This window comes from Nostoc sp. (assembly GCF_036917275.1).
GTDB lineage: Bacteria > Cyanobacteriota > Cyanobacteriia > Cyanobacteriales > Nostocaceae > Nostoc.
In genome coordinates, this window is record NZ_JBALDF010000029.1 from 56,076 (window position 1) to 80,807 (window position 24,732).

General features: G+C 42.3%; 23 protein-coding genes and 1 pseudogene. 5 read left to right on the forward strand and 19 right to left on the reverse strand.

The annotated features are described in order from the left end of the window. Nucleotides 1-303 precede the first annotated feature (303 nt). Nucleotides 304-846, reverse strand: coding sequence for a DoxX family protein (locus V7K35_RS10135; RefSeq protein ID WP_334723398.1), 543 nt, complete (start codon nt 844-846; stop codon nt 304-306). Beyond that, the gene (locus tag V7K35_RS10140) at nt 843-1,769 is read right to left on the reverse strand and encodes an SMP-30/gluconolactonase/LRE family protein (RefSeq protein ID WP_335078559.1); all 927 of its coding nucleotides are present in this window, start codon (nt 1,767-1,769) and stop codon (nt 843-845) included. The genes V7K35_RS10135 and V7K35_RS10140 overlap by 4 nt, the downstream gene beginning before the upstream one ends. Nucleotides 1,770-2,354: 585 nt before the next feature. Here V7K35_RS10140 and V7K35_RS10145 point away from each other — a divergent pair. Genes V7K35_RS10145 through V7K35_RS10155 form a run of 3 tightly spaced genes read left to right on the forward strand, consistent with a single transcriptional unit; the run spans nt 2,355 to nt 5,974 of the window. Continuing rightward, nucleotides 2,355-3,971, forward strand: a complete 1,617-nt coding sequence (locus V7K35_RS10145) for an FAD-dependent oxidoreductase (protein ID WP_335078561.1) — start codon at nt 2,355-2,357, stop codon at nt 3,969-3,971. A 36-nt stretch (nt 3,972-4,007) separates the two neighbouring features. Then, the gene (locus V7K35_RS10150; RefSeq protein ID WP_335078563.1) at nt 4,008-5,597 is read left to right on the forward strand and encodes a GMC family oxidoreductase; all 1,590 of its coding nucleotides are present in this window, start codon (nt 4,008-4,010) and stop codon (nt 5,595-5,597) included. Next, on the forward strand, nt 5,594-5,974 hold the full coding sequence (locus V7K35_RS10155) for a hypothetical protein (RefSeq protein WP_335078565.1): 381 nt from the start codon (nt 5,594-5,596) through the stop codon (nt 5,972-5,974). Before V7K35_RS10150 ends, V7K35_RS10155 begins: the two co-directional genes overlap by 4 nt. Nucleotides 5,975-6,137: 163 nt before the next feature. On the opposite strand, the gene glgX is transcribed toward V7K35_RS10155, so the two are convergent. Next, nucleotides 6,138-8,264 carry a glycogen debranching protein GlgX gene (gene glgX / locus V7K35_RS10160; RefSeq protein WP_335078567.1) on the reverse strand — a complete coding sequence of 709 codons (2,127 nt, stop codon included), beginning with the start codon at nt 8,262-8,264 and terminating at the stop codon, nt 6,138-6,140. A 754-nt stretch (nt 8,265-9,018) separates the two neighbouring features. Between glgX and V7K35_RS10165 the strand changes: the two genes are divergently transcribed. Further along, nucleotides 9,019-10,359 carry a hemolysin family protein gene (locus V7K35_RS10165; RefSeq protein ID WP_335078569.1) on the forward strand — a complete coding sequence of 447 codons (1,341 nt, stop codon included), beginning with the start codon at nt 9,019-9,021 and terminating at the stop codon, nt 10,357-10,359. A 131-nt stretch (nt 10,360-10,490) separates the two neighbouring features. Continuing rightward, nucleotides 10,491-10,643 (forward strand): lmo0937 family membrane protein, encoded by a 153-nt coding sequence (locus V7K35_RS10170; RefSeq protein WP_334792562.1) that lies wholly within the window; start codon nt 10,491-10,493, stop codon nt 10,641-10,643. A gap of 390 nt (nt 10,644-11,033) precedes the next feature. Here the strand turns inward: V7K35_RS10170 and V7K35_RS10175 are convergent, their stop codons facing one another. From V7K35_RS10175 to V7K35_RS10250, 16 genes and pseudogenes are all read right to left on the reverse strand, one after another. Continuing rightward, on the reverse strand, nt 11,034-11,393 hold the full coding sequence (locus tag V7K35_RS10175; RefSeq protein ID WP_335078572.1) for a hypothetical protein: 360 nt from the start codon (nt 11,391-11,393) through the stop codon (nt 11,034-11,036). Further along, nucleotides 11,377-11,658, reverse strand: coding sequence for a hypothetical protein (locus V7K35_RS10180; RefSeq protein WP_335078575.1), 282 nt, complete (start codon nt 11,656-11,658; stop codon nt 11,377-11,379). The genes V7K35_RS10175 and V7K35_RS10180 overlap by 17 nt, the downstream gene beginning before the upstream one ends. Before the next feature lie 170 nt (nt 11,659-11,828). Beyond that, nucleotides 11,829-12,068: a hypothetical protein gene (locus tag V7K35_RS10185; RefSeq protein ID WP_335078577.1), complete on the reverse strand. Its 240-nt coding sequence runs from the start codon at nt 12,066-12,068 to the stop codon at nt 11,829-11,831. Nucleotides 12,069-13,334: 1,266 nt separating this feature from the next. Continuing rightward, entirely contained in the window at nt 13,335-14,345 is a 1,011-nt protein-coding gene (locus V7K35_RS10190; RefSeq protein WP_335078579.1) for an aldo/keto reductase, read from the reverse strand. A 202-nt stretch (nt 14,346-14,547) separates the two neighbouring features. Next, nucleotides 14,548-15,861: a tetratricopeptide repeat protein gene (locus tag V7K35_RS10195; protein ID WP_335078581.1), complete on the reverse strand. Its 1,314-nt coding sequence runs from the start codon at nt 15,859-15,861 to the stop codon at nt 14,548-14,550. A 216-nt stretch (nt 15,862-16,077) separates the two neighbouring features. After that, on the reverse strand, nt 16,078-16,512 hold the full coding sequence (locus tag V7K35_RS10200) for a c-type cytochrome (RefSeq protein ID WP_335078583.1): 435 nt from the start codon (nt 16,510-16,512) through the stop codon (nt 16,078-16,080). 19 nt (nt 16,513-16,531) lie between these two features. Then, nucleotides 16,532-17,122 (reverse strand): hypothetical protein, encoded by a 591-nt coding sequence (locus V7K35_RS10205; RefSeq protein ID WP_335078585.1) that lies wholly within the window; start codon nt 17,120-17,122, stop codon nt 16,532-16,534. An 85-nt stretch (nt 17,123-17,207) separates the two neighbouring features. Then, the gene (locus tag V7K35_RS10210; RefSeq protein ID WP_335078609.1) at nt 17,208-17,378 is read right to left on the reverse strand and encodes a hypothetical protein; all 171 of its coding nucleotides are present in this window, start codon (nt 17,376-17,378) and stop codon (nt 17,208-17,210) included. Between the two features lie 468 nt (nt 17,379-17,846). Continuing rightward, on the reverse strand, nt 17,847-19,166 hold the full coding sequence (locus V7K35_RS10215) for an MFS transporter (RefSeq protein WP_335078587.1): 1,320 nt from the start codon (nt 19,164-19,166) through the stop codon (nt 17,847-17,849). Nucleotides 19,167-19,727: 561 nt separating this feature from the next. Beyond that, nucleotides 19,728-20,795 carry an NADPH dehydrogenase NamA gene (namA, locus tag V7K35_RS10220; protein WP_335078590.1) on the reverse strand — a complete coding sequence of 356 codons (1,068 nt, stop codon included), beginning with the start codon at nt 20,793-20,795 and terminating at the stop codon, nt 19,728-19,730. A 70-nt stretch (nt 20,796-20,865) separates the two neighbouring features. Then, nucleotides 20,866-22,077 (reverse strand): MFS transporter, encoded by a 1,212-nt coding sequence (locus V7K35_RS10225; RefSeq protein WP_335078592.1) that lies wholly within the window; start codon nt 22,075-22,077, stop codon nt 20,866-20,868. A 29-nt stretch (nt 22,078-22,106) separates the two neighbouring features. Further along, complete coding sequence (locus V7K35_RS10230) at nt 22,107-22,313, reverse strand: hypothetical protein (protein ID WP_334792578.1); 207 nt, start codon at nt 22,311-22,313, stop codon at nt 22,107-22,109. Nucleotides 22,314-22,411: 98 nt separating this feature from the next. After that, nucleotides 22,412-23,038: pseudogene (locus V7K35_RS10235) on the reverse strand (MetQ/NlpA family ABC transporter substrate-binding protein); the annotation flags it as partial. Between the two features lie 203 nt (nt 23,039-23,241). Beyond that, nucleotides 23,242-23,373: a hypothetical protein gene (locus V7K35_RS10240; protein ID WP_334792580.1), complete on the reverse strand. Its 132-nt coding sequence runs from the start codon at nt 23,371-23,373 to the stop codon at nt 23,242-23,244. Nucleotides 23,374-23,599: 226 nt separating this feature from the next. Next, a complete protein-coding gene (locus V7K35_RS10245; protein ID WP_335078594.1) occupies nt 23,600-24,364 on the reverse strand; it encodes an LLM class flavin-dependent oxidoreductase in 765 nt (254 codons plus the stop codon). Between the two features lie 35 nt (nt 24,365-24,399). Beyond that, complete coding sequence (locus V7K35_RS10250; RefSeq protein WP_335078596.1) at nt 24,400-24,672, reverse strand: LLM class flavin-dependent oxidoreductase; 273 nt, start codon at nt 24,670-24,672, stop codon at nt 24,400-24,402. Between the last annotated feature and the right edge of the window lie 60 nt (nt 24,673-24,732).

A 24,732-nucleotide genomic window follows, 5' to 3' on the forward strand; every position in this document is an offset into this window, starting at 1 on the left:
GCTATATAACAAAGCAGATCGCCTATTACAGCATTTTAGCCATATATTCATATCTAATATCAATTCACGAAAAGCCTGATACATATAGATTTATCGTCGGGGCATGGCAATGCCTATCAGTGTCAAGTTAAACTAATACTCCAAAATCTCGTTTCCAGCCTCTGGCTGGAAATGCCCTTTCATTGCGGTGCCGCTAATTTTGAGGCGGAGCCTCTGATTAGGCATTCCCAGTCAGAGACTGGGAACGAGACACGCCACTTATATGTGGTTGGAGGATAACTGTAATATGCCTTCGGATAATTTTCACCTGCCAAAAATCAGAGCATCCAGTGAATATGCTCCAGGGCCTAAAACCGCGATCGCAATCAGCATGACGCAATACATAAACGCTTTTTCCCAACTTGGCGGTTCGCCTTTTCCTAAAGGGCCTTTATATTGGTCTTCTGGAATTAAGTATGGATCTTGGGCTACAAAAGGTTTACTTCCAGAGACTTCTAAATATATCGCAAAAATCATTGAGCCGAGAATGGGCAATGTCGCTAAGAGGGTCAGGAATCCCACAATCAGAAAAATTCCGCCACCTAACATGGATGCAGCTGATAAAAAGCAAAGAAAGACAGGCATTTTTACAGACTCAGCCCACTGTTGAAGATGCGTTATCTTTGGATAGCCGTGGAGGATGAATAACCAGCCAAGGCTAACTCTTAGTAGTAAAAGTGCCAATCCGGGGAATCCGTCAGGATATAGATGATAAAGTGAACTTAATAGGTACGGTCCTAGCTGTGGGAAATTAAATGCAGCTAGAAAAAAGGCGATCGCTACACCACTGGCAAATTTATAAATCATTGCTGTACACCACGGGTATTAAGGTCGATAGCATATAAGGAATGACCGGCTGTGATAAACAAGCGATCGCCTTCCTTCCCACCGAAAGTTAGGTTAGTGGATGTCTCCGGTAAGAAAATTTTTCCTAACTGAGTCCCATCAGGGGCGTATATCTGCACGCTATCCTGGGAACTAGTAAAAACATTGCCATGTTCGTCAACCCGAAATCCATCAGGTTGTCCTGGATCGATGATACAGAATACACGGCCATTCTTCACATGGCGATGTCTACGACGGGCTACGCCTACGTCCACAACTTCATACACGCGAATATGATGAGGCCCCCCAGGTATATTAAACGCGGCTGTATCTGAAACATACAGCAGGCTCTCGTCTGGACTAAAAGCCAGCCCATTAGGACGCACCATGTCTGTTACTATAGGAGAAATTTCACCAGTAGCAGGGTCAAAGCAGTACAGATAACTTCCGGGTTGTTCTTGTTCGCCGCCATAACCTTGGTTTGGCTCGGTGATCCCATAAGGCGGATCGGTAAACCAAATTGTGCCGTCGCTTTTCACTACTAAATCATTTGGACTGTTGAGGCGTTTGTTTTGGTAGCGATCGACTAAAATCTTCCATTCACCATCGTCTTCGCGTCGGATAATCGCACGCAAACCGGAGGAACAAGCAACTAGACGACCCTCCAAATCGCGGTAATTACCGCTTTGGTAATCAGATGGATCTCGGAGGACACTCACGTTCTCAGTAGCACTCCAGCGTAATAAACGGTTGCCGTGAGCATCGCTCCACACAACACTGTCGTCTTCATGGAAGTAAAGAGGGCCTTCGCTATGGACTGCACCGTTGGCAAGCTTTTGGAGTGAAGCATCTGGAGGTATAATAGCACGCAGGCGATCGTCATAAATCTCAATGTCTTTAGTCATATTAGTCTCCTGTTATTTAACTTGCTTACTGACAATAAATGGCAGGTTAAAGTTAATATCAATTTAAAAAGTAATAGGTTATAAAATTTCTCCGCGTTTTATATATATCAAATATGCTTACTTTACATAATATATAAACAAAAATAAAATTAAAATGAAATATTAGCATCTCTTTAGGCATAAATAAAAATTAAGCCATTGGGTAGAATCTAAAATTTTAGATTGAGAATACCTTTGTTACTCTAAGTTATGCCAATCCATCTAACCCAAAAATTTTCCTAATTCTCAGTTACAAATCTTAGTTAAAACAATTTTTTCAAAGTTTATCTATGTCTAAAGGCTGAATTTATGATTTTCAATATAAACCATTGATAAATTGAAAAATTCAGAGTTTGTGATATAAAGTAAAGGGTGCAAAGGTTACAATTTATGCAAGTTCTTTGTTGTTATATCAATTCGTAATTCGTAATGAATGGGTGTAATTCTTGCGCTCGAACTCAGATTACATCAGTTTTTTCGGGTTTGAATCTGTTGCCGGATTTGAAAGAATTGGTATAACTCTTATTCTTAACTTAAGAGTTGATTATGAAACAGATAGAAGCAGTTGTTGCCAATATAAATGATTTAAATGATGGTGAAATGCGACAGGTAGCCGTCGGCGAGACAGAAATTTTACTGACCCGATTAGATGGAAAGTTTCATGCCATCGGCGCACACTGCTCTCATTATAAAGCGCCTCTGGCAGAGGGGGTGCTGAGTGGACATCACGTTGTTTGCCCCTGGCACAATGCCTATTTTGACGTGAGGACTGGGGATCAACTAGAACCACCTGGCTTGGATTCTTTAGCCTGTTATCAGGTACGGATTGAAGGTGAAAACGTCATTGTCAGCATCCCAGAGAAAACAACGGGATTGCGATCGCCTGCAATGGCGCAATTCAACCCCGACGCTGATGGACGCACATTTGTAATCTTAGGCGCAGGGGCGGCGGGTGTCCATGCCGCAGAAACTTTGCGAGTAGCTGGATATCAAGGGCGAATCGTCATGCTCACTCAGGATGACAGGCTACCCTACGATCGCACCAAGCTGAGTAAAGACTACTTCATTGGTGAAACATCCTCAGAGGAAATGCCTCTGCGATCGCCAGATTTCTACAAAGAACACGCCATTGAAGTACTGTTGAATAAGCGAGTTGAACAGGTGCAAACAACGGCAAAAGCGATTACCTTTAGCGATAGCAACGCAGGAACGTCTGGTGATTCATTGAATTATGATGCCTTGTTGGTAGCAACAGGAGGAAAACCACTCCAGCTAGATATTCCCGGTGCAGACTTGCAAAATATTCTCACATTACGCAGTTTTGATGATACTGACCGCATTTTGGCACTGAGCAAGCAGAAAGGACAAGCGGTAGTCATTGGCTCCAGTTTTATCGGCATGGAAACAGCAGCTGGGCTGAGTCAGCACGGCTTACAAGTAACTGTTGTTTCACCGGATTCTGTACCTTTTAAGAAAATATTAGGCGAGGAAATTGGTAAAATATTTCAGCAAGTTCATGAGGAAAACGGTGTTTCCTTTAAGTTAGGTAGGAAAGCGGTTCAATTTGAAGGTAGTGACAAAGTAGAAGCTGTAATTTTAGATAATGGTGATCGCCTCAAAGCAGATATAGTAATTGTCGGAATTGGTGTACAGCCAGCAACAGACTTTCTTCAGGGGATCGATTTGCATCCCAAAGATGGCAGTGTTGTTGTTGATGAATACTTGCGTGCAGCTGATGGCATCTATGCCGCAGGCGATATTGCCCGTTATCCCGATTGGCGCACAAGTGAATCGCTTCGGGTTGAACATTGGCGAGTTGCAGCACAGCAGGGGCGAATTGCAGCTCATAACATGGCAGGGAAAGCAGTTAAATTTAAAGGGCTTCCTTTATTTTGGACGATGCAATTCGAGTTTCCCTTGCGCTACATCGGACACGCCGAAAGTTGGGATGAGATAATTGTAGATGGGGATTTACAAAAACAGGAATTTATTGCTTTCTATGTCAAAAATAATCAAGTCTTGGCAGTTGCAACTAGCCATAAAGATACGGAAACAGCAGCTATTTCAGAATTGATGCGCTTGAACCAGGCGTTAACTATTGAGGAATTACGGCGTGGTACAGTTGATTTGATTCAAAGACAGCCAGTTAATAACAAGCAATAGGTTTGAGACAAGAGTAATTTTGCATCTCCTGCATATATGACAAACATCACTGAACACTACGACATCATCATTATCGGTACGGGAGCCGGTGGAGGGACACTGGCTCACCGCCTCGCACCTACAGGTAAAAAAATTTTAGTGCTGGAACGAGGCGACTTTTTACCGAGAGAGAAAGCTAACTGGAGTCCAGGGGAGGTTTATCAAAAACATCGCTACCACGCAGATGAGGAATGGTATAACAAGGAAGGCAAAACCTTTAAACCACAGACAGGTTACTGGGTAGGGGGCAATACCAAACTCTACGGTGCAGCCTTGATTAGATTACGCGAGCGAGATTTTGAAAAGGTAATTCACAAGGGAGGAATTTCTCCAGAATGGCCACTCAAATACTCAAACTTTGAGCCGTACTATACCCAGGCAGAAAAGCTGTATGATGTGCATGGGAAGCAAGGGGAAGACCCAACCGAACCGCCTCGTAGCGAACCATATCCCTATGAGCCAGTGAGTCATGAGCCGGATATGCAGGAATTGGCTGATGGTATCCGCGAACTAGGTTACTACCCATTCCATCTACCATTGGGATTAAAACTCAATGAAAGCGATCGCACTAAAAGTCTCTGTATTCGCTGCGATACTTTTGATGGATACCCCTGTCTGGTAGGTGCAAAAGCCGATGCTGATGTTAACGCCATTCGTCCCACCCGCGAAATGTATGCTAATTTCACCCTCTTAACTAATGCCAAAGTCTTACGGCTGCATACCAGTGAGTCGGGGCGAGAGGTTACGAGTGTAGAAACTGAAATTGCCGGAGAGTCACATTGGTTTGCAAGTGATATTGTAGTTGTTGCCTGTGGCTCTATCAACTCGGCTCTGTTGCTTTTACGCTCTGCTAATGATAAACATCCCAATGGATTGGCAAACAGTTCCGATCAGGTGGGGCGAAATTATATGAAACAGTTGGAAACTGCGATCGTCTCCATACATCTAAATGTAAATCGCGCCAACTTTCAGAAAACGATCGCCGTCAACGATTTTTATTGGGGAGAACCGGATTTTCTTTATCCAATGGGGATGGTGCAAAATACGGGCAATGTCCTAGCTGATATGATTCCCGCAGAGGCTCCGCCGCTCATGGCTCCGTTTATTAAACTGATTCCTGAGTATGAGCGCCATTTGCTTGCTGAAAGATCAGTGGGCTGGTGGTTGCAAACAGAAGATTTACCAGACCCGAATAATCGGATTCGGGTAGTGGGTGACAAAACTTACATTGACTATACACTGAACAATACCGAAGCAGGCGATCGCTTAATCCATCGTTGGACATCTGTACTCAAGTCAATTCCTAACTCCGCTAAACACGTTCTACCATTTAGTATTTATCCCCGCACTAGTATACCAGAACAAGCAGTTGCCCATCAATGCGGTACTTGTCGATTTGGCACAGATCCTAAAACCTCAGTCCTTGACATCAATTGCCGTACCCATGATGTCGATAATCTCTATGTGGTTGATAGTAGTTTCTTTCCGTCAAATTCAGGTGCTAACCCGACATTAACAATTATGGCGAATGCATTGCGGGTTGGCGACCGCATAGCTGAACGCTTGAAATCAAAAGGAGGAACATGATGACAAACGATGAACAGCAAATTAAACAACAACAACCACAGATTGAATCTCAACAAATTGGCTCAGATGCAACGGATTCTCATCCTATAGCTACAAGTTTAGGGGCTGTGGGAGGTGGTGTAGCAGGAGCCGCACTCGGTCGCTCAATTGCGGGTAAACTGGGTGCTGCGATCGGTGGGGTTGCAGGAGCGATCGCTGGTGGCGTTGCAGGTAATCAGCTAGTAGCGTACACTGAGGAATTCATTGAAGAACTCCAGCCGATAATTGGATTACGATTAGGAGCCGATCACAAACCAATTGAACTACCGCGTCACTACACTTGGGAAGAACTACAGGCGCTGTCAAAATCCCAAGGTGGAAAAATCCAAGCTACCTGAGCCAAAATGGTATAAAGCACCTTCCAAAAGTTTTAGTGCGTTTGGACTAATCTCCATAACGCACCCTACATATATAGTTATATTTTTTCACACAATCAAATCAGATTGCTAATATATTGCCCTCAACTAGAGAACCGCTATAACTCCTGATATTTTTGTGCTACTAAGAAAGACGACGTAACACCATGAGAGAGCGGTCTGTAACTGGCACAGTTTGCTCACCTATAATCAATTTTCCTGAGTTAAGAAAGCGAGATTCGTTGGTGTCAATAATTATTTCCCATTCTCTGTCCTGGAAAACGTTGGGTAAGGCAAACTCAATCGTTTCGTAGTGAGCATTAAAAAATAGCAGAAAGCTCTCATCAATAATACGTTCACCGCGAGGGCCAGGAGTAAGAATGCCCTCGCCATTCAAGAAGATTTGCATAGCTTTGGCATAACTAACTAACCACTGCTTTTGGGTCATTTCACTACCATCAGCATTAAACCAACCAATATCACTAATACCCAAACCGTGAATCGGACGACCTTGAAACCACTTACGCCGTCGAAATGCTGGATGCTGATGACGAAAATTAATCAGTTGGCGGGTAAAGTCTAATAGTTCAGCATTAGACTTTTGTAAACTCCAATCACGCCAGGAAAGTTCATTATCTTGGCAGTAGACATTGTTGTTACCCTTCTGACTAAAACCAATTTCATCTCCTCCTAATAGCATAGGTATGCCTTGAGATAGCATTAAAGTTGCTAAAAAGTTGCGCCGCTGACGTTCCCGTAAGCGAATCACGTCTGGCTCAAGGGTTTCTCCTTCTACACCGCAATTCCAAGATCGGTTATGGCTTTCCCCATCCCGGTTATCTTCGCCGTTGGCCTGATTATCCTTTTGGTTGTAGCTGACCAAATCATTGAGGGTGAAGCCATCATGAGCAGTGACGAAATTAATACTGGCACTGGGATTGCGCCCGTTTGCTTGGTAAAGATCAGGGCTACCAGTAAAACAGTAAGCAAATTCTCCAAGGCTATCATCCTCACTCCGCCAAAAATCCCGCACAGTATCGCGATACCTGCCATTCCATTCAGACCAACGTAAAGGAAAATTTCCAACTTGATAACCGCCTTCTCCTAAATCCCAAGGTTCAGCAATCAGCTTCACATCTGCCAGAACTGGATCTTGATGAATAATATCAAAAAAAGCTGCGAGATTATCTACTTCATATAGTTCTCGCGCTAATGCCGAAGCTAAATCAAAGCGAAAGCCATCAACATGCATTTCTGTTACCCAATAGCGCAGACTATCCATGATTAACTTCAGAACTTGGGCATGACGCACATTCAAAGAGTTGCCGCAACCGGTGAAGTCCATGTGGTAACGAGAGTTATCTTTGATCAAGCGGTAGTACACACTATTATCGATGCCTCGCAGCGACAATGTTGGCCCTAAATGATTGCCTTCGCCAGTGTGGTTATAAACTACATCTAAAATTACTTCAATGCCAGCAAAGTGTAAGTCCTTAACCATCTGCTTAAACTCGGTCACTTGTTCTCCGAGTGAGCCACTAGCACTGTAACCGGAGTGGGGTGTGAAATAATTAATGGAATCATAACCCCAATAGTTTTTAAGTCCTTTATTCACCAGAAATCCTGGAGAAGATAAAAAGTGATGTACAGGCATCAATTCTACAGATGTGATTCCTAGTTGTTGGAGATATTGAATTGCCACTGGATGTCCCAGCCCTGCATAAGTACCACGTAATTCTTCTGGAATTTCTGGGTGTAGCTTAGTAAAACCTTTAACGTGAGTTTCATAAATAATAGTTTCGTGCCACGGCCTACCAAGTGGTTTGTCGTCTCCCCAATCAAAGGATTGATCAACAACAACACACTTTGGCATAATTTGGGCATTATCTAAATCTGAAAAAGCTAGGTCTTCTTCTGGTGCATCTAAAGAGTAACCAAAAATAGCTGAACTCTCGTTGATTTCCCCATCAATTGCCTTGGCATAGGGATCAATTAGTAATTTATTAGGGTTAAAGCGATGACCAGCTTCTGGGGCCCAATGGCCATGTACTCTAAACCCATAGCGTTGTCCAGGCCCCACTCCTGGTAAATAAGCGTGCCAAACAAAACTATTTTTTTCTGTTAAAGGTAAGCGAATTTCGTGATTATCAGCATCAAATAAACAAAGTTCTACACCTGTTGCATTTTCGGAAAACAAAGCGAAGTTCGTGCCTTTGCCATCCCAACTAGCACCCAATGGATATACATTTCCAGGCCATACAGATACATACATAATTGAAATACCAAAAGCTAATTTTACTGTTACTAACAAACTTGAAGATGTGTTGAATAGTAATTTCTGTAAGTTAATTTCAACATAAAAGCTAACAAATTTGAATTAAGGAAATCTTACCATAGAGCTTTTATAATTAAAAAGTCTTATCAGCAGATAACAAGGATTGGTATTCATTTCCAGCTAGAAGATAATTTTTTGTATTGTCAATTGAGAATATCAATATTGAGAAAGCCGTTATTACTACTTGACTCATAAATTTGCTAACAAGTTTATTTGCCAAATATTTACATTCTAATACTTTTACCAAAAATAGCGGACACCTACATCTACCAAAATGACGTAATTTATCTCAGTCAACCTGTAGATTTACTTCAAACATCTTTTGTGCATCTTTCATGTCAATTATTGGATTAACTTACACAGTATTTTTGCTTAATGTATCTGTTAATACTAATAAAAAGGCACATTGAAACCAATATTGCTAATACAACACGGCGTAAATGGAGCAACCATTTAAAAACCCTAAAAAGCCTATTCCGTAATACTTTTGAATGAGTGACTTCCGCCTTGCGGTACTAGGTGGTTATATGGCACCAGGAGTGATAACTATAAAACTAAAGCATGAGTGGCGATTAACGGTGGCAAGTAGTAGAGGCATCGCACTTACTGATTACATCTACTTTGCCACGCTCAATCTAATTAATTAGAGTTAAATATATTTAATAGTCTGTCAAGATAACTTGAAATTATTATGAACAGCCAACTTGATTTACTTACAGCAAGCAAGTTACTAGCCCTAATTTTCTTGGTACTAGCCAACGGCTTTTTTGTTGCAGCAGAATTTGCCTTAGTCGTTTTACGTCGTAGTCGTGTCGAGCAGCTAGTTGCTGAAGAACATCCTCGGGCAAAGGCTTTACAACGTGCAGTCAACAACTTGGACTCTTATCTAGCAGCAACTCAACTTGGCGTTACTATGTCTTCTCTGGGCTTAGGTTGGATTGGAGAACCAGCACTAGCTGTAATCGTTGAGCCTGCTTTCCACTGGCTGCCAAAATCCTTGGCCTTGTTGAGCGCCCATACCCTATCAGTGATTGTAGCATTCATAATCATTACCTGTCTCCATATCGTTTTGGGAGAATTAGCTCCTAAAAGTCTGGCACTTCAACGTACAGAAGGCACTGCCTTCGCTGTGATTAATCTGTTAGAACTATACTTAGCTATATTTCGCCCAGCTGTCGAGGGTTTGAATAATATCGGAAATTTCGTTCTCAAACTTATCGGTTTGCAACCAGGAAATGCGGAACAATTATTTCATTCTACTGAAGAATTGAAACTTTTAGTCGCAGCTAGTCATGAAGCAGGTTTATTGGGATCAGCCGAACAAGATGTAGTGGAGCGAGTGTTTAGTATTGGCGATCGACGAGTTAGTGCGTTTATGACACCACGTACAGAGATGGAATGGCTTAACATTGATCAGCCGCTTGAAATAGTCCGCCATCAAGTCATCAAAAGTATGCATTATTTCTTTCCTGTTGGACAGGATAGCGTTGATAATTTATTAGGTGTTGTACAAACCAAAGAATTTTTAGCCCATAATCCAACTCAACCGATTGAATTGCAAGCCTTATTAAAACCAATCTTGTATGTGCCCGAAAGCATGAATGCTTTGAAACTCCTAGATTTATTTAAGAAATCTGGGACTCACATTGCCTTAATCGTAGATGAGTATGGTGTGACACAAGGTTTGGTTACACTCACTGACATTATAGAAGCGATTGTGGGTGATATCCCGTCGAGTGAAGACCTAACTGACCCTGAGATTGTACAACGCGAGGATGGATCTTGGTTGTTAGATGGACTATTGCCTATTGACGAGTTAAAAGAAATTCTCAACATCAAAAAGTTGCCACCACAGGCAGGAATCAACTATCAAACTTTAGGGGGTTTTATTGTGAACCAACTTGGACATATTCCCTCTACTGCTGAGTATTTTGAATGGGCGGGACTACGTTTTGAAGTAATTGATCTGGATGGGAACCGAGTTGATAAAGTGCTGGTTGCCCGTGTAAGCACTCATTCAAAAGCTGTCTAATTTTTAATTTATTTTATTTCTAAAGGAAGATGATTTGAATTCAGATATCTGTCTTAAGATAAATAGAATTTAACTGAGGCAACCATTAGAATGTCTGAGTTAGAAAAAATCACCTGACTCAGAGCAAATATATGTTGGGTATACTTTGGGGAATTGTAGTTGTACTATTTGCTTTTTGGGCATTAGGACTCGCATTTCATATCGCTGGAAATTTAATTCATATAGTGTTAATTGTAGCCATAGCCCTTGCTATCTATAATTTTGCTAAAAGCCGTGCTATGTAGATGAATAAATAGATCACACGTTCAGGACTTTTAACTCAGTTAGCTGCATGAGAAGCTACATAGCTGAATAGTAGTTTTGTTAAGAAGGTGATTATTAGTTATGGAGCATCAGCGACTGCCCTTCATCCAGTCTCGAATGGCGATCGCTCTTCACAAGACTTAAAGCTTTCAGCTGTTGCACTCTTTTAGAGCGATCGCACCTCTCCTGAAACACCAAGAGCTTACCTTTGTGGCTTCACCCAACCAGAGTTAATTAATCTGATTTATTACTGTATTGTGTCGTGATCGCCTGTTTCGGCTTTGTTTAAGTCTGCAACAGACAGGTACTTGTCCCCCAATCGTCACTTGACGACAAGTTAAACCAGATAGCCGAATTTTGACTAAATAGCGTCATTTCGTCCAAATACTTTGGGTGGCGATGGAATGCACCTCAATCCGTGTAGGCAGGATTTCGTCCTGGTAGGAACGATCAGCCACGGTTTGCAATGCACGGATATCGTCATCGCTGACCGGGCGTAGCTCTCGCGCTCCGCGCTGAGTAATGGATTTGGAGGTATTCAGCGGCAAGCGCGATAGTTTCGCGTAAACCTGAGCATAGGCGTCTGGATTCGCGATCGCCCAATCATTGGCTTTGTTCAACCGCTTTAAAAAATCAGCGATCGCTGCCCGCTTGCCCGGATCGGCCAAGGCCTTGTCGCTGGCGGTGATTAACGACAATCCACTGTTGATGCCCTTACCGTCGCGCAGCACCCACACGCAGCGCCTCAAATAAAGGTGCTGCCCCCTGGAAGCTTGCCCATTTGTATTTATACGGTACACCTTCAAGTGCATTGGCGGCTTCGACAAGGGCCCGCGTACCACCGACTTGATCGCCTAGCACCACAGTGACTTGCGACTGATCAACAGTTGCCGTTTTTTCCGGGCTGGCTAGCTGCCCACACCCATACAGTCCTAGCAAAGGGAGGAATGCAGCAAACAGCATAAGTGTTTTGTTGGCATGGTTGAATTGAATCATGTTTGACTTCTACACTCCGATACTTTTATAATTCCTGTTTTGTATGTTGACCCCAAGGTTCACGAGCGAAGATCCGGTGTACCATCGGCTCAAAGAAAGTCAGTGGCAGAGGATCATAGTTTGGATCAAATGATTCTTGATCCCACTTATGACAGAACTCAGTGGTGGAATCAAAGTAAGGATGACCTCGAAACTTTTCTCGCGCATGGCGATCGCGTCCTATATGATCCCAGAAATATTAGATTTACTGGATAACTTTCTTGCAAGCCAACTAAAAGTGTCAGGGCGCGATCGGCAACCTGATTCAAGCGAGGCTTAGAGTGTTCCTGTAATAGAAAATAATCTTCTTTTGTTCCATCTGCCATTCGTGTATAGGTGGCAATAGGTCTTGCTGTAGATGAGTTTGACATTACATTACTCCTGATGTAAACCTCAAAATTTTTGTTTATCCAATGTGAGTTATTTTTTGCAACTTAGTACAGCATTTAATTAATTTGTAGCGAATTAAATTTGACAATATCTTACAGTTTCAATGTATGTTGATACAATGCCAATGTATCCTTATACAATGTCAATGCATCTTGATGCAATGTTAATGTGTCTTTCTACAATGCCAATGCATGTTGATGCAATGTTAATGTGTCCCTTTACAATGCCAATGCACCTTGATGCAATGCTAATGTATCCTTCTACAATGCCAATGCACCTTGATACAATGCTAATGTATCCTTCTACAATGCCAATGTATCTTGATGCAATGTTAATGTGCCCTCCTGCATTAAAAACGGTACGCTTTTAATGCAAAAGTGTACTTAGTTAAGTAATCTGGGTTATAGCAGTCCTAAATCACTTGTAAAAATAAATTAACCGCAGAGGCACAGAGGAGGGTAGTTGCATGGGCGGGTTTCCCGACTTGAGCAAACTGCCCGTAGCGCAGAGAGAGGAATTGGAGATTTTAACGACTCATTTAAGATTGCTATAGATTATCTGACATTACAGCATTTTGCATCTAAATGAAGTACATCTTTACCCCCCTTAATCCCCCCTTTACAAGGGGGGAAATTCCCAATCTAGTTCCCTCCCCTTTCTAAGGAGAGGGTTAGGGAGGGGTATTTTTGTACTTCATTAACTTGCAATCTGCTGTACTTAACCTAGAAGGGATTTCCAGTTAAAAAAACATCCCTGCGGGACACTCCGCAAACGTAAGGGCACAAGTCCTTGCGCCTCTACAAATGAACAAATAATTTTGGATAATTTATTTTTTGTCAGTCCCTAAACTAATGGTATGACGACAGTAAACAAGGCAGTTTGCACATAGAGTGAAAGACAGTTACTCCAAATGAAAATTATTAAACCGCCAACTCAGAGAGACGCTTTTGCCAACGCGCAGCGTCTCACTGAGAAATCGCCAAAAGCGCCAAGAGGAGAAACAGAAAAGTTCATAAATCTATGACTAGCTTTTTCAAGGTGACTTGTAAAATCTCTTTTTTCTCTCTGCGTTCTTTGCGTCTGTGCGGTTAAAAAGTCTTTTGTTTAACCACAGAGAACACAGAGTCAACAGGTTAAATAGGAGTTTATTGAGCAAAATTTTTACCCACCTTGAAAGGGCTAGTCCTAAATCTGTTCCCTATCATCTGTTACCTATTCCCTTGTTCTCTCCGCAGTACCAAATATTGCTATGGGCGATTGGTGGAGGCGGCTGGGTACTGATGTCCTAAGATGGGATGGGGTGTGTAAGGTTCTTCAAGGAACTTGCGTTCTTCATCAGAAAGCTTCAAATCCACAGCCTCCACTGCTTCTTTGAGATGCTCTATCTTACTAGCACCAACAATCGGAGCCGTTACACCCGGTTGATGCAACAACCAAGCTAAGGCAATCTGTGTTGGTTTAACACCGCGTTTTTGGGCTAACTCTACGACGCGATCGACTATTTGGAAATCCGAATCTTGATAGTAGAGATTGTGAGCAAATTCATCGGTTTTAGCCCGCACAGTTTCCCCATAGCTTTGCTTGCTGCGATTTCCCGCCAGAAAGCCTCGTGCTAGAGGACTCCAGGGAATGATTCCAATTCCTTGATCTAGAGATAAAGGTATCACCTCTCTCTCTTCTTCTCGATAAACTAAGTTGTAGTGATTTTGAATAGATATAAAGCGATTCCAGCCGTGTTTGTCAGCCGTATAAAGGGCTTTGGCGAACTGCCATGCGTAAACACTTGAGATTCCTAAGTAACGAACTTTACCTGATTTGACTACATCATGCAACGCCTCTAAGGTTTCCTCAATTGGTGTTTCGTAGTCCCAGCGATGAATTTGGTACAAATCGACGTAATCTGTTTGTAGCCGCCGCAATGAGGCATCAATGCCATCAAAAATATGTTTGCGAGACAGCCCTTGATCATTGGGGCCATCACCGATTTTATTGAAGACTTTGGTAGCAATGACAACTTGATCTCTTTTGGCAAAATCCTTTAGCGCCCGTCCCAAGATTTCTTCGCTGGCACCTAAGGAGTAAACATCGGCGGTGTCAAAGAAGTTAATCCCCAATTCCAAAGCTAGTTTAATAAACGGGCGACTTTCTTCTTCTTCTAATACCCATTCTCGCCATTTACGAGAACCGTAAGTCATAGTACCCAGAGTAAGGCGTGATACTTTCAGTCCACTTTTTCCAAGATTTACGTATGTCGTCATACTGTTTGCTCTACTTTTTGATAACGTTGTGAAAGTTTTAAAGCAAGTTGAGAAGCTTGATGTGCTTCATCGATGTGTCCTATAGCAGTCCTAAATCATTTGTGAAAATTATATGTCTCTTTCTTCTTTCTTCCCTTTGCGTCCTTGGCGTTCTTGGCGGTTCGTTTCATTATCTACATTTTTCACAACTCAGATAGGATTGCTATAGATGGCTGTAAGTGTTAGCTAATTCCCGCTGAATCGCTGGAATATTGCCACGGGCAGCATTGCGCTTTTTCAGGACATTCAAGGCTTTGTGATACTGCCGATCGCGAATCAGTGCATCAAGATAAATTTGCTCAAATAAATCTCGTTGAGCATGAGATCCACCCGTGGAGTATAAATCGGGTAACACTGGCTCTAATTGAGCGATCGCCCTTTCCCAATCCCCACGAGCATGAGCAATCATCCCCCTAGCTGCTGGTACTCCTACCTCTAGCCAAGTCCGCCGCACGTAGGGTAAGACTTTCTCTCCATGAGTTTGCATACTCTCTAACATCTGTGCCGCCCAGTCATCTTTACCACCCCGCACCAATGCATAGATGTATTGTAGATCCAGGAAGGCGAGGACGTGTTCGTGTAGCCGTGGTTGCAGGTAAGCAGCAAGTTCCTGCCAGCGCGAACCGACATCTACACCGCGTAACTCTAGCCGTAACAATAATGCGCTCGCATTAATCTGCTCGCGTCTATTGTCTTTTTCGGCACGTCCCCAAATGTTTCTGTCATAAATTTCTACTACCTTGGCAAAATTCTCTGCATCCAGGTAGTAAAGGGATGTGTGCCACCAAAGATGTCCGTAAAACACTGGGTTACCATATTCCCAGGTATCGCTGAGACTTTCCATTAAGGCGATCCCTTCATCTAAGCGCCCCTGAGTTTCTAACACATGAGCAAGGGCATGGTGTGCCCAACGGTTATCTCGTTTCAGGGCGATCGCTTGCCTGGCATATGTTTCTGCTTCTGCTAAACGATGACACTCTTCTAGCCCAAAGGCCAACATCCCATAGATATACGGGTTGTGACGATTGGCGGTGAAAACTTTTTCGGCAATTCGCAACATCCCTTGACTGTTACCGGAATTTCTATAGTGGTATTGGGCAAGATGCAACGAGGCTAAATCACGGGGATAGCTATCAGCGATCGCTTCATGGTGGGCGATCGCTTGGGCAATATCTCGGTTTGCCCATGCTTCAATTGCAGCAACATAAAGTTTTTCGCGATCATTAGCGTGGGTGAGGTTTGCCTTTGCCGTATTTAAATAAGATGTCGCCTGAGTTAAGGCAACACCACCAGCAAACAGATAAAAGGCGGCAGCTTGAGCATTGGCGATGGCACAAGCCGGATCAGCCTCAACTGCTTTGAGAATAACTTGGGCATCGTTACCAACGCCCAATAATTGATCAACAAAGCTATCGATGGCATTTACCGCTGCTGATGAGTCGGTAGTAATTTCGAGTTCAAATGCATCTTTTATCATTGATTTTCCAGAGCATTGCACAGCTACAAGCATAACTTTGCAAAAGCTAGACTATAAACTACTGCATCTCAATCGTGTTATCGGAGTTAATAATAATTTGATTAAGAATTTCGTCTAAATGCTCATGTGATAGCGATCGCTATTCTCAAAATTAAGCAGTTTAGGAGTTGCGATCGCCTCTAAAAACGCCAAGACACACAACTACTTTTGTTGGTATTAGTTTTTTCCAGAAGTTATTTTTTCACCTTCGTAAGCCAGAGCCTGATCACCTGCTACAGCAAATGTCTGGGCGAGTTCAATCAGCTGTTGTCGCTCTTGATCATCAAAAATACCAGCCGGAGGAGGCATCCGTTTCTCTTTGATTTGGCGCACAGTTTCGTGCCGTAAAGAGAGTGCCTGATTGGGATAACTCAGGATTAATAAGGGATTCTGCTTACTGGCGTTATCAGGACTGTGGCAGACAACACAAGCATTCTGCCGCAGTTTTGCTTCAAACGCACGATAAGCAGCATCAACTTTGGCAATATGTGGGTTTGATGGAGAAAATAAACGGGTATAGAGTGTCACAGAGGGTTGCTTGCCATGAGCATCAGTCCAAACCCACTTACCGTCCCATGCATGGTTCACCTTCGGGCGTTGTGGATCAACCACAGCTGAACGCAGCGCTCCTTTAAGCTTTCCCTGTTCTAGAAACTAGAAGTAATTCAGTACTTTGCTGGTAGGAATTCCACTTTTTCGATGAGTGCCAAAACGGATAAGGATAAGCGCCAATATTAAACTGGTTGCGGAACTGAGTAGGAAGGTGGATAATAGTTAAGTTGTTTACCTGTTCAATCTGGGGTTCACCTTTGAACATAAAGGTAGCCAGGTAAATGCGACGCCAAACAAATGGGTCAAATTCAGTTGTTTGACTATCTTTGATATTATAGTTGCCAACTTTGCTTTGAGCGCCCCATAAAAATGGTGCGTTCATAGTGTCGCGCAGGGTTTTCAGCTGAGAGAGCTTTTGGGCGCACGAGTCGTAGGCAGCTAAATTTTTAACATCTGTGACAATGGGACAAGCAGCAATAATTTCTTTACCTAATTTCTTAGCTAGTTCTATGTCCGGCGATGCTTCTTGTGCTGATACTATATTTTTGGGATTGAGTACTTGTGTTGTAGATATCAAGAACGCGATCGCTACGGCTATGCTCAATAACATAGATCGCGTAGGCGCAGCCCGCCGCAGGCATCGAGAGTAAAATCTCCGAAGATCAGACATTGTATAACTCTGAAACTAAATAGGATTTAAGTAAATATAGAGACGCGAAATATCGTGTCTCTATATTTACTTAACAGTCAAAGCTTTAAACTGTGATTCTTGTACCATCAATCTTGGTGAAGGTGAAACCTGAAAATTTTTCGCGGAATGTTAGCTTCTCATCTCTGAGAATACTAATTGCGATCGCTTCGCCAAGGGCCAACGACGCTGCTGCATCTGTGCGCCAGTGAATTCCCGCGCTAGTGCTAATATTCAAGCTTTCATCACATGGCTATTACACTTCCGTACTTTTAATCAGTCCTATAGCGTGTTGCCAGGATTCAAGCCGAGCTATATTAGCTGTACTTTCAGTCAAACTGTTAAAATACTGCAAATCTATCGATTTACCGTACTTTAGTGTTAAATCAGACTTTTTCATAAACGGTGATGAAAATCAAGAGGTTTTTACAATAAACTTAGCAAGAGCGTAAAAGCCCCAAAGGAATTACGGCAGTGCAACATGGGGAGTGGGGGAATAAATTTTCATGCCCTCGTTGTGGGCGAATGGTGGGTAAGGGTCTAGCTTGAAAAGACCTTGTTTTTTGCTGCTAGCTGTGTAATACTTTCGTTGTTAAACTTGGGTTTTGATGAAGTGTTAAAGGCACTTTTATGTTGAAATGTCGAGTTGAGAGAATTAGACGTAGGCGTAGACATTGCTTCCAGACAAGATTCAATCAAAGCGGATTTAGCCTTTACTTGACTGTGGAAGTAAGCCCAACTCTGCGTAAATTGGATGCACTATCTTTCTGATTTGGGGCAGTTGTCTACTAAAAAAATATGCTCCTAAAATGCAACAAATACCGCCAAATAATAAAGCATTGGTAACACCCAAATGACCTGCCAATGCCCCAAAAAACAAATTACCGAAAGGCAAAACTCCTAAAAAACCAGTTGTAAATAAACTAGTTACTCTACCTCTTTTATTTTCATCAATAAGAATTGATTGCATAAAGTTATTTATTGAAGCCAAAGCTAGAGTATTATTCATACCTATAATAAACATGAATATTAGACAAATCTCTAAATTGGTTGAGCGAGAAAAAACTATTAAACCTAAACCGAGAATCGCGGCAGAACTTGCTATAATCTTTCCCAATCCTATGACGTTTTTTCTAGAGATTAGATAAATACCTGAAACGATAGAACCAAGTGCCGAAGCTGTTATTAAAAAGCCCATAGTTTCAGCGTTACCCTTCAAAACTTCTTGAGCAAAAATCGGCACTAAATTGACATAAGTCATTCCCATAAAACAGATAATAATTTGTAATATCAATAAATATTTAATTGGTAAAAATTTGTATGCATAAACAAACCCTTCTTTGAGGTTTTCCCAAATTTGGGATTTTTGAATCAAAGAATTATTTATAATTGGGTTGACTTTGACAGTTAAGATTGCAGATAGAAAAGGGAGATAACTAATACTATCTACTAAAAAACACGAAGCTGTACCAGATCGAGCAATTAGTAAACCCCCAATCATCGGACTAACAAACTTCGCTGTATTAATCAAGAAGGAATGGCAAGCTATCGCACTATAAGTATCTGATTTCTTATCCAAAAGTCTAGGAATAATTACCTGACGTGCTGGTAAATCGAAAGCTTTTACCGTTCCCTGAAGCGTACCGATGACAATAATCCATGCAACATTGATGTTCCCACTAAGAGTTAGAAATGTTAGTGTAGAAGATAGCAGAATAGATACTAGCTGAGTAGTTAATAGGACATATCGTAAGTTCCAGCGATCTAATAATACTCCTATCAAAGGAGTAATAATCAAGCCCATAGCTTGATTTGTAAATCCAGCTACACCAACTAATACAGCAGAATTAGTTATTTGATAAACTAGCCATACTAAAGCAATTTGAGTCATCCAAGACCCAAAAAAAGATAAGCTTTCTCCGATAACAAAACAAGAAAAATTCACAGATTTCAACGCAGACGGAAGTTCAAAAGAAACAAAGTTTAGCTTGTTTTTTTGGAAGTTTTCTCTATTACTTGGTATCATGAACGTTTTCCTGTTTAATAATTGTTGCAGCCCTGTTTTTTCAAAATAGATTTCAATTGAAAATATTAATTAGTGATTGCTCGCTAAATTTCAAGGGCTATAGCTGAATGGCATTAAGTTAAGACCTTTGCCCTGACTGGTTAAGAGCCTTGAGGCTCTTAACCAGTCAGGGAGGCAGAGCCTCTCGGAATACATTCCCAGTCTTAAGACTGGGAACGAGGCGACGAGGCGACACAAGCCTTTGAGCTTTTCCTTTAACCCATTACGCTTGGAGAAAATAATTTGCACGGACAAGGACATTAGTAGAGACATTGCATTGCAACGTCTCTACTATTTTTTCGATAGAGTTTTAGCAGAGTTACATGTTACCAGCCCTGAAAGAGTATTAGTAAAGCTTAATGTTTGTAACACAGAAAGTTTGTATGCTTAGTATTACAATAAAAAAATAGCGATAGTATCACTAGAGTAAGTATCATACCATGTCTGGTCGAATACCCACAACCCCTACCGCCAAGCAGCAAGGGTTTGAGGTGGTTGATGCTCAATTAAGCACAGGTGACATCACAGCCAAGCTCGGTCGTATTGAACAGGCCAGAGTTTCTCGTGTCCCAGTTGTTTGGCTGCCAGATGTGGCCAGTAAGGATTGCGGAGTAGTTCACGTCCTAACAGCACTATATCAGCTACTTCTGTGCGAATAATCTCGTCAGCTTGCTCAGGGGATATAATTAAGCCCACGGCTCCTGTATGGATATTGGCTTCGCGGCGGATGCGTTCGGCAAACTCAGTCTGATAACCAGGTTTAATTGGGATATTGATGCCCGGTATAATACCGCCCGATGAAGTATCGATGAGATCAACTCCTAGAGACTTAAGTTTGTCACTTAAAGCGATACTTTGCTCGATGTCCCAACCCTTATCTACCCAATCGGTGGCAGAAATACGTACCCACAATGGATATGTCTCAGGCCAAACCTCTCGGACTGCTTGAACAACTTCTCTAAGTAGACGAGTCCGATTTTCAAAGCTGCCACCATAATCATCTTGCCGTTGGTTAGAAAGAGGTGAGAGAAACTGGTGCAGTAGATAACCGTGGGCAGCATGGATTTCAACTACCTTGAAACCAGCTTCCAGAGAACGTTTGGTAGCTTGGACAAAGGCGTCAATAACTTCCTGAATTCCCTGAAGACTTAGGGCTTCTGGAACTGGGCTATCTTTGCTAAAAGTGATCGCACTACTCGAAACCAAGGGACGCCAACCTTCCTGAGATTCATCTAGCGCTTTTCCTCCCTTACTGGGTTTAGCAGTGCTGGCTTTTCTACCTGCATGAGCAAGTTGAATACCTGCAACAGCTCCGAAGTTATGAATCAATGCCACAGTTTTGGCTAAAGTTTCAATATGTGCATCTGACCAGATTCCCAAATCTTGCGGGCTAATGCGTCCGCGAGGTTCTACAGCTGCTGCTTCTGTTATCACTATACCTGCACCGCCAACTGCGCGAGAAGCTAGATGAATAACGTGCCAATCATTAGCATATCCATTTGTACTGGAATATTGACACATCGGTGAAACAGCGATGCGGTTGCGAAAGGTAACTTCACGAATCTTGAATGGTTCAAACAAATGTGCCATTGGAATTGATTCCTTCTCTTGCTAGGTAAAAAAATTAGGGACGGATTTGCAGCATGAACTCGAATTTGCATTAAACGGCTGGAGATTTTCTCTGACGTACACTGAAATGAGCGATAAACGCCACAACCAACAAAAAGAATCCCAAGGCACAAACGCCGTTCCATTGCCACAATCCCCAGGTATAAGTACCGAGAAAAGAGCCGAGTGCGCCGCCAGTGTAGTTAGTGACCATGTACACCGTATTTAAACGGCTCTCAGCATTTGGAACTAAGTTGTAGATGCGGATTTGGTTTGAAACGTAACCAGTGTGCATTCCCAAGTCAACAAGAAGCATCCCTAATATAAGACCCATCAAATGAGTTCCACCAGCTATCCAAAGGATGACAAAAGCTGATAGAGATAGAACAACAGCTATTTCAACTAAAATTCTGGGGCCGCGCTTGTCTGCTACCCGTCCAACAATGGGGGTGGTAAAAACGCCAATTAAGCCAACTAAGCCAAATAGACCTGCAACTCGACTGTCGTAATTATACGCAGGAGATTCCAGCAGAAAAACTAGAGTCACCCATGTAGCATTAAAGGCTGCAAATACTAGTGCAACGTTCAGCGCCGCTTCACGTAATACAGGCTGCTCACGAACGAGTTGTACAAGACTCTGCATCAGTTGCTGATACGACAGTGGAGACGAAGGCTTACTTTGAGGTATCCGCCCTTGGATGACCAAAGCTAAGACAAGCATCACACCTGCCGAGATGCCATATACGGCTCGCCAACCGAAATATTCCCCAATTATCCCACTGACTGAACGGGCAAGGAGGACGCTGAGGATCATACCACTGAGTAGCATTCCGATCGCTTTACCTTGCTCTGAGGGGTGTGTCAGATGGGCGACGAGTGGAATAACTAGATGTGCCACTATGCTACAGAAACCAACCACGAAACTCGACACAGATAACCAGACGAGATTGGGAGCTGTAGCCTCCACCACCAAAGCACAGGCCAGCAAACTTAGCATAATGATAATTAACCAGCGGCGTTCCATCATGTCGCCCAAAGGAACTAACAACAATAGCCCCACTGCATAGCCAGTTTGGGTGAGAGTGGGAATAAATCCCACCTGCTGGACAGAGATATTCAAGCTACGTCCCATATCAGCCAGTAGCGGCTGATTGTAGTAGACATTGGCCACTGCTAAACCACAAGCGATCGCTAAAGCTAAAACGGTACTTCGCTGCGTCAGCGAATTGCTACCAGTGGTAACAGCGTGTTCTTTAGAACTCATTAAGATGCACCAAAATACTGAATAGTAGCTTAAATACTTGTTGAATTACTAGAGTCCTGATCAGGACTTGGGTGAATAGGCTGATCATCAGGCTTTTGGCTCTGCAATTCCCAGATATCGTCTTTTCTTAGTTCTTGATCCACTAATAACTGTAGATGATCTGGTAATTTAGTTGTTTGCCAAATTGACCAAATTTCTCCACAGCATAATTCATTTTCAATTTTTCCGAAATACATTGCTTTATTCTCCAACTAATGTGACAACTTAAGTTTAGTAACTTGTAATTTAGGAAAGATGAAGTATAAGATTTTCATCTTTGATTCTTTCACCATCTTTAAAATACAGGTACTATTCGCCCCTGATACTGCTTGTTAATAAAATCTCTAACTTGTGGATCGTGAATAAGTTTGTTTGGCTTCTTAATTTTTGGTTTATTTTCTCGACCCTGTAATGTAACTAATGCCAAAGCATACTTTGTATCTTTAGCTGTCTCCTGTCCCATCGATTGCAGTGTTATTTTTACTAGAGCAATAATTTGAGCCGAGGAAACAATGAAGTCTACATCATTAATAGCTCGAACTACTTGGACTCCTTGTACTTCCTTGATTCGCAAGTTTTTGGGATTCTCGGCTATGTCTCTTTTAGTTACAAATTCTTTGGTATTTTCCTTAAGTTTTATTAAGCCATTATTTGCCATTAACCTCAGTCCTCGGTCATTATTAATCACATCATTGGCAATTGTGACAGTGGCATTCTGGGGAACCTCATTCACAGATTTAAAGCTTTTTGAGAAAAGACCGAGTGTGCTTAAGGAAACTAGATTTAATCGGACTAAATTGATTTTGAGTTCCTTGACAGCATTATTCCTGAAAGGTCGATGTTGAAAAAAATTGGCATCGATTACTTTGTCTCTTAAAGCTGTATTCGGTTGTATCCAGTCATTAAAAGTCACAACTTTTACTTCTAATCCTTCCTAAGGTGCTAGTTTAGTATTTACAAACTTCAAAATATCTTCAGATATGATTCCCGTCACCCCGACTTGAATGATTTACCCGCTATTGGACAATCTGATTGCATACTACGGCAAATTTATAGATTTAATGTAGTAAAGACGATAAGATTTGCATAGATGAAGGTAAAAAACAAGGGTAAAGGCATACAGATTCAAGCCTCTACAGCCGATTTATGTGGCAGAACGGGTTGCCGTAAAGCCTGGGAAAATTGGCTATCGGGATAATCTGCTGAACTAGCGATCGCAGCACCTGTTTTAAGAAAAGTAGTGTCAATTGCAGTCATAGTTTGGTCTAATTTTTGATTTAAATTTGGTAATTGACTCTTTGCATCAACAAATGATTACAAATTACGAATTACGAATTACGAATTACGAATTACGAATTACGAATTACGAATTACGAATTGCTAATGCACTTCCACTTCAAACTCTGATTCGTGTAAATATTTCAAGGCTTGAATCACCTTACTTATTGAATTGGGCATTGGGCATTTCTTCCTGTCCCCTCCCCTATCCCTTTGCAGCCACAAGTTCTAAGGAACTAACTCGTGGCATTACCTCCTCGGAAAAACGCCTCATCTCAGTCGCGAACGGCTGAAATTGCAGCATAAAGGTGTCGATTCCCACCCTGGAAAAGTCGGCAATGCGACCAGCCACGGTGTCATAGCTACCAACTAAGCCAGCAGCTGTGCCACCGTTACTTCCCACGCCAGGGTACTTGGCCAAATTCTTGAACATCACCACTTCGGAATCGACTCCTTTGAGCAGTTCTGAGCGATCGTCTTGTGCTATTACCATTGCCCTCAAGTTGTGATATTCTTCTTGGGCTTCTTCGTCTGTGGATCGAGCAATCACAAATGCGGACATCGCAAAGCCCAGAGGTTTAGAATGAGAACGCGGCTGTTTAGCAACCTGAGCAATGGTTTCTCGGATCACTTCTATAGGACGACCATTCAGAAAAAATACATCTGCCTCTTTTGCCGCTAATGCCTGTGCTGGTTCTGATTCACCTCCCACATACACACGCGGATGAGGATTGGCCACGGGACGAGGATTGAAGCTTAAGTCATTGATGTGAAAATAATCTCCTTGAAAGTTAACTTTTTCTCCACTCCACAAGGCCTTTACTACTCTTATCCACTCGTCGGAATAGCGGTAACGCTGATCGTGAGGAAGAAAAGATATGCCTGATTTCTCCATTTCTGGCTTAAACCAGGCACTTACCAAGTTGATCGCAAAACGCCCACCACTAATTGCATCAATGCCTAATGCCATCTTCGCTAAGATTGCTGGATGAAAAAGTAAAGGCTTTACAGCGGCAATAATTTCGATTGAATTTCGATTGAATTTGTTGCTTCGGCAAGGGCTGCTGCTGCCGTCCAAGTTTCCAGCTGATCTAATTGTTGATTTCTGGGATTAATGATGTGTTCTGCGATCAAAGTTGTAGTAAACCCGCACCGTTCAGCCAACTGAAGGAGATCCTTAGCTCGTGAGTAACTGGCATCACGAGGTTCAAGAGGGTGGTTCATTACGCCGCAGTTGCCGTAAACAGGAATCCAGATCCCGTAGCGTGGCTCAGACATAGCTTTCAAGAACCCTTGTAATAGACGCTAAAAGTTTACTTGGCACTAAATTTTGAGTTT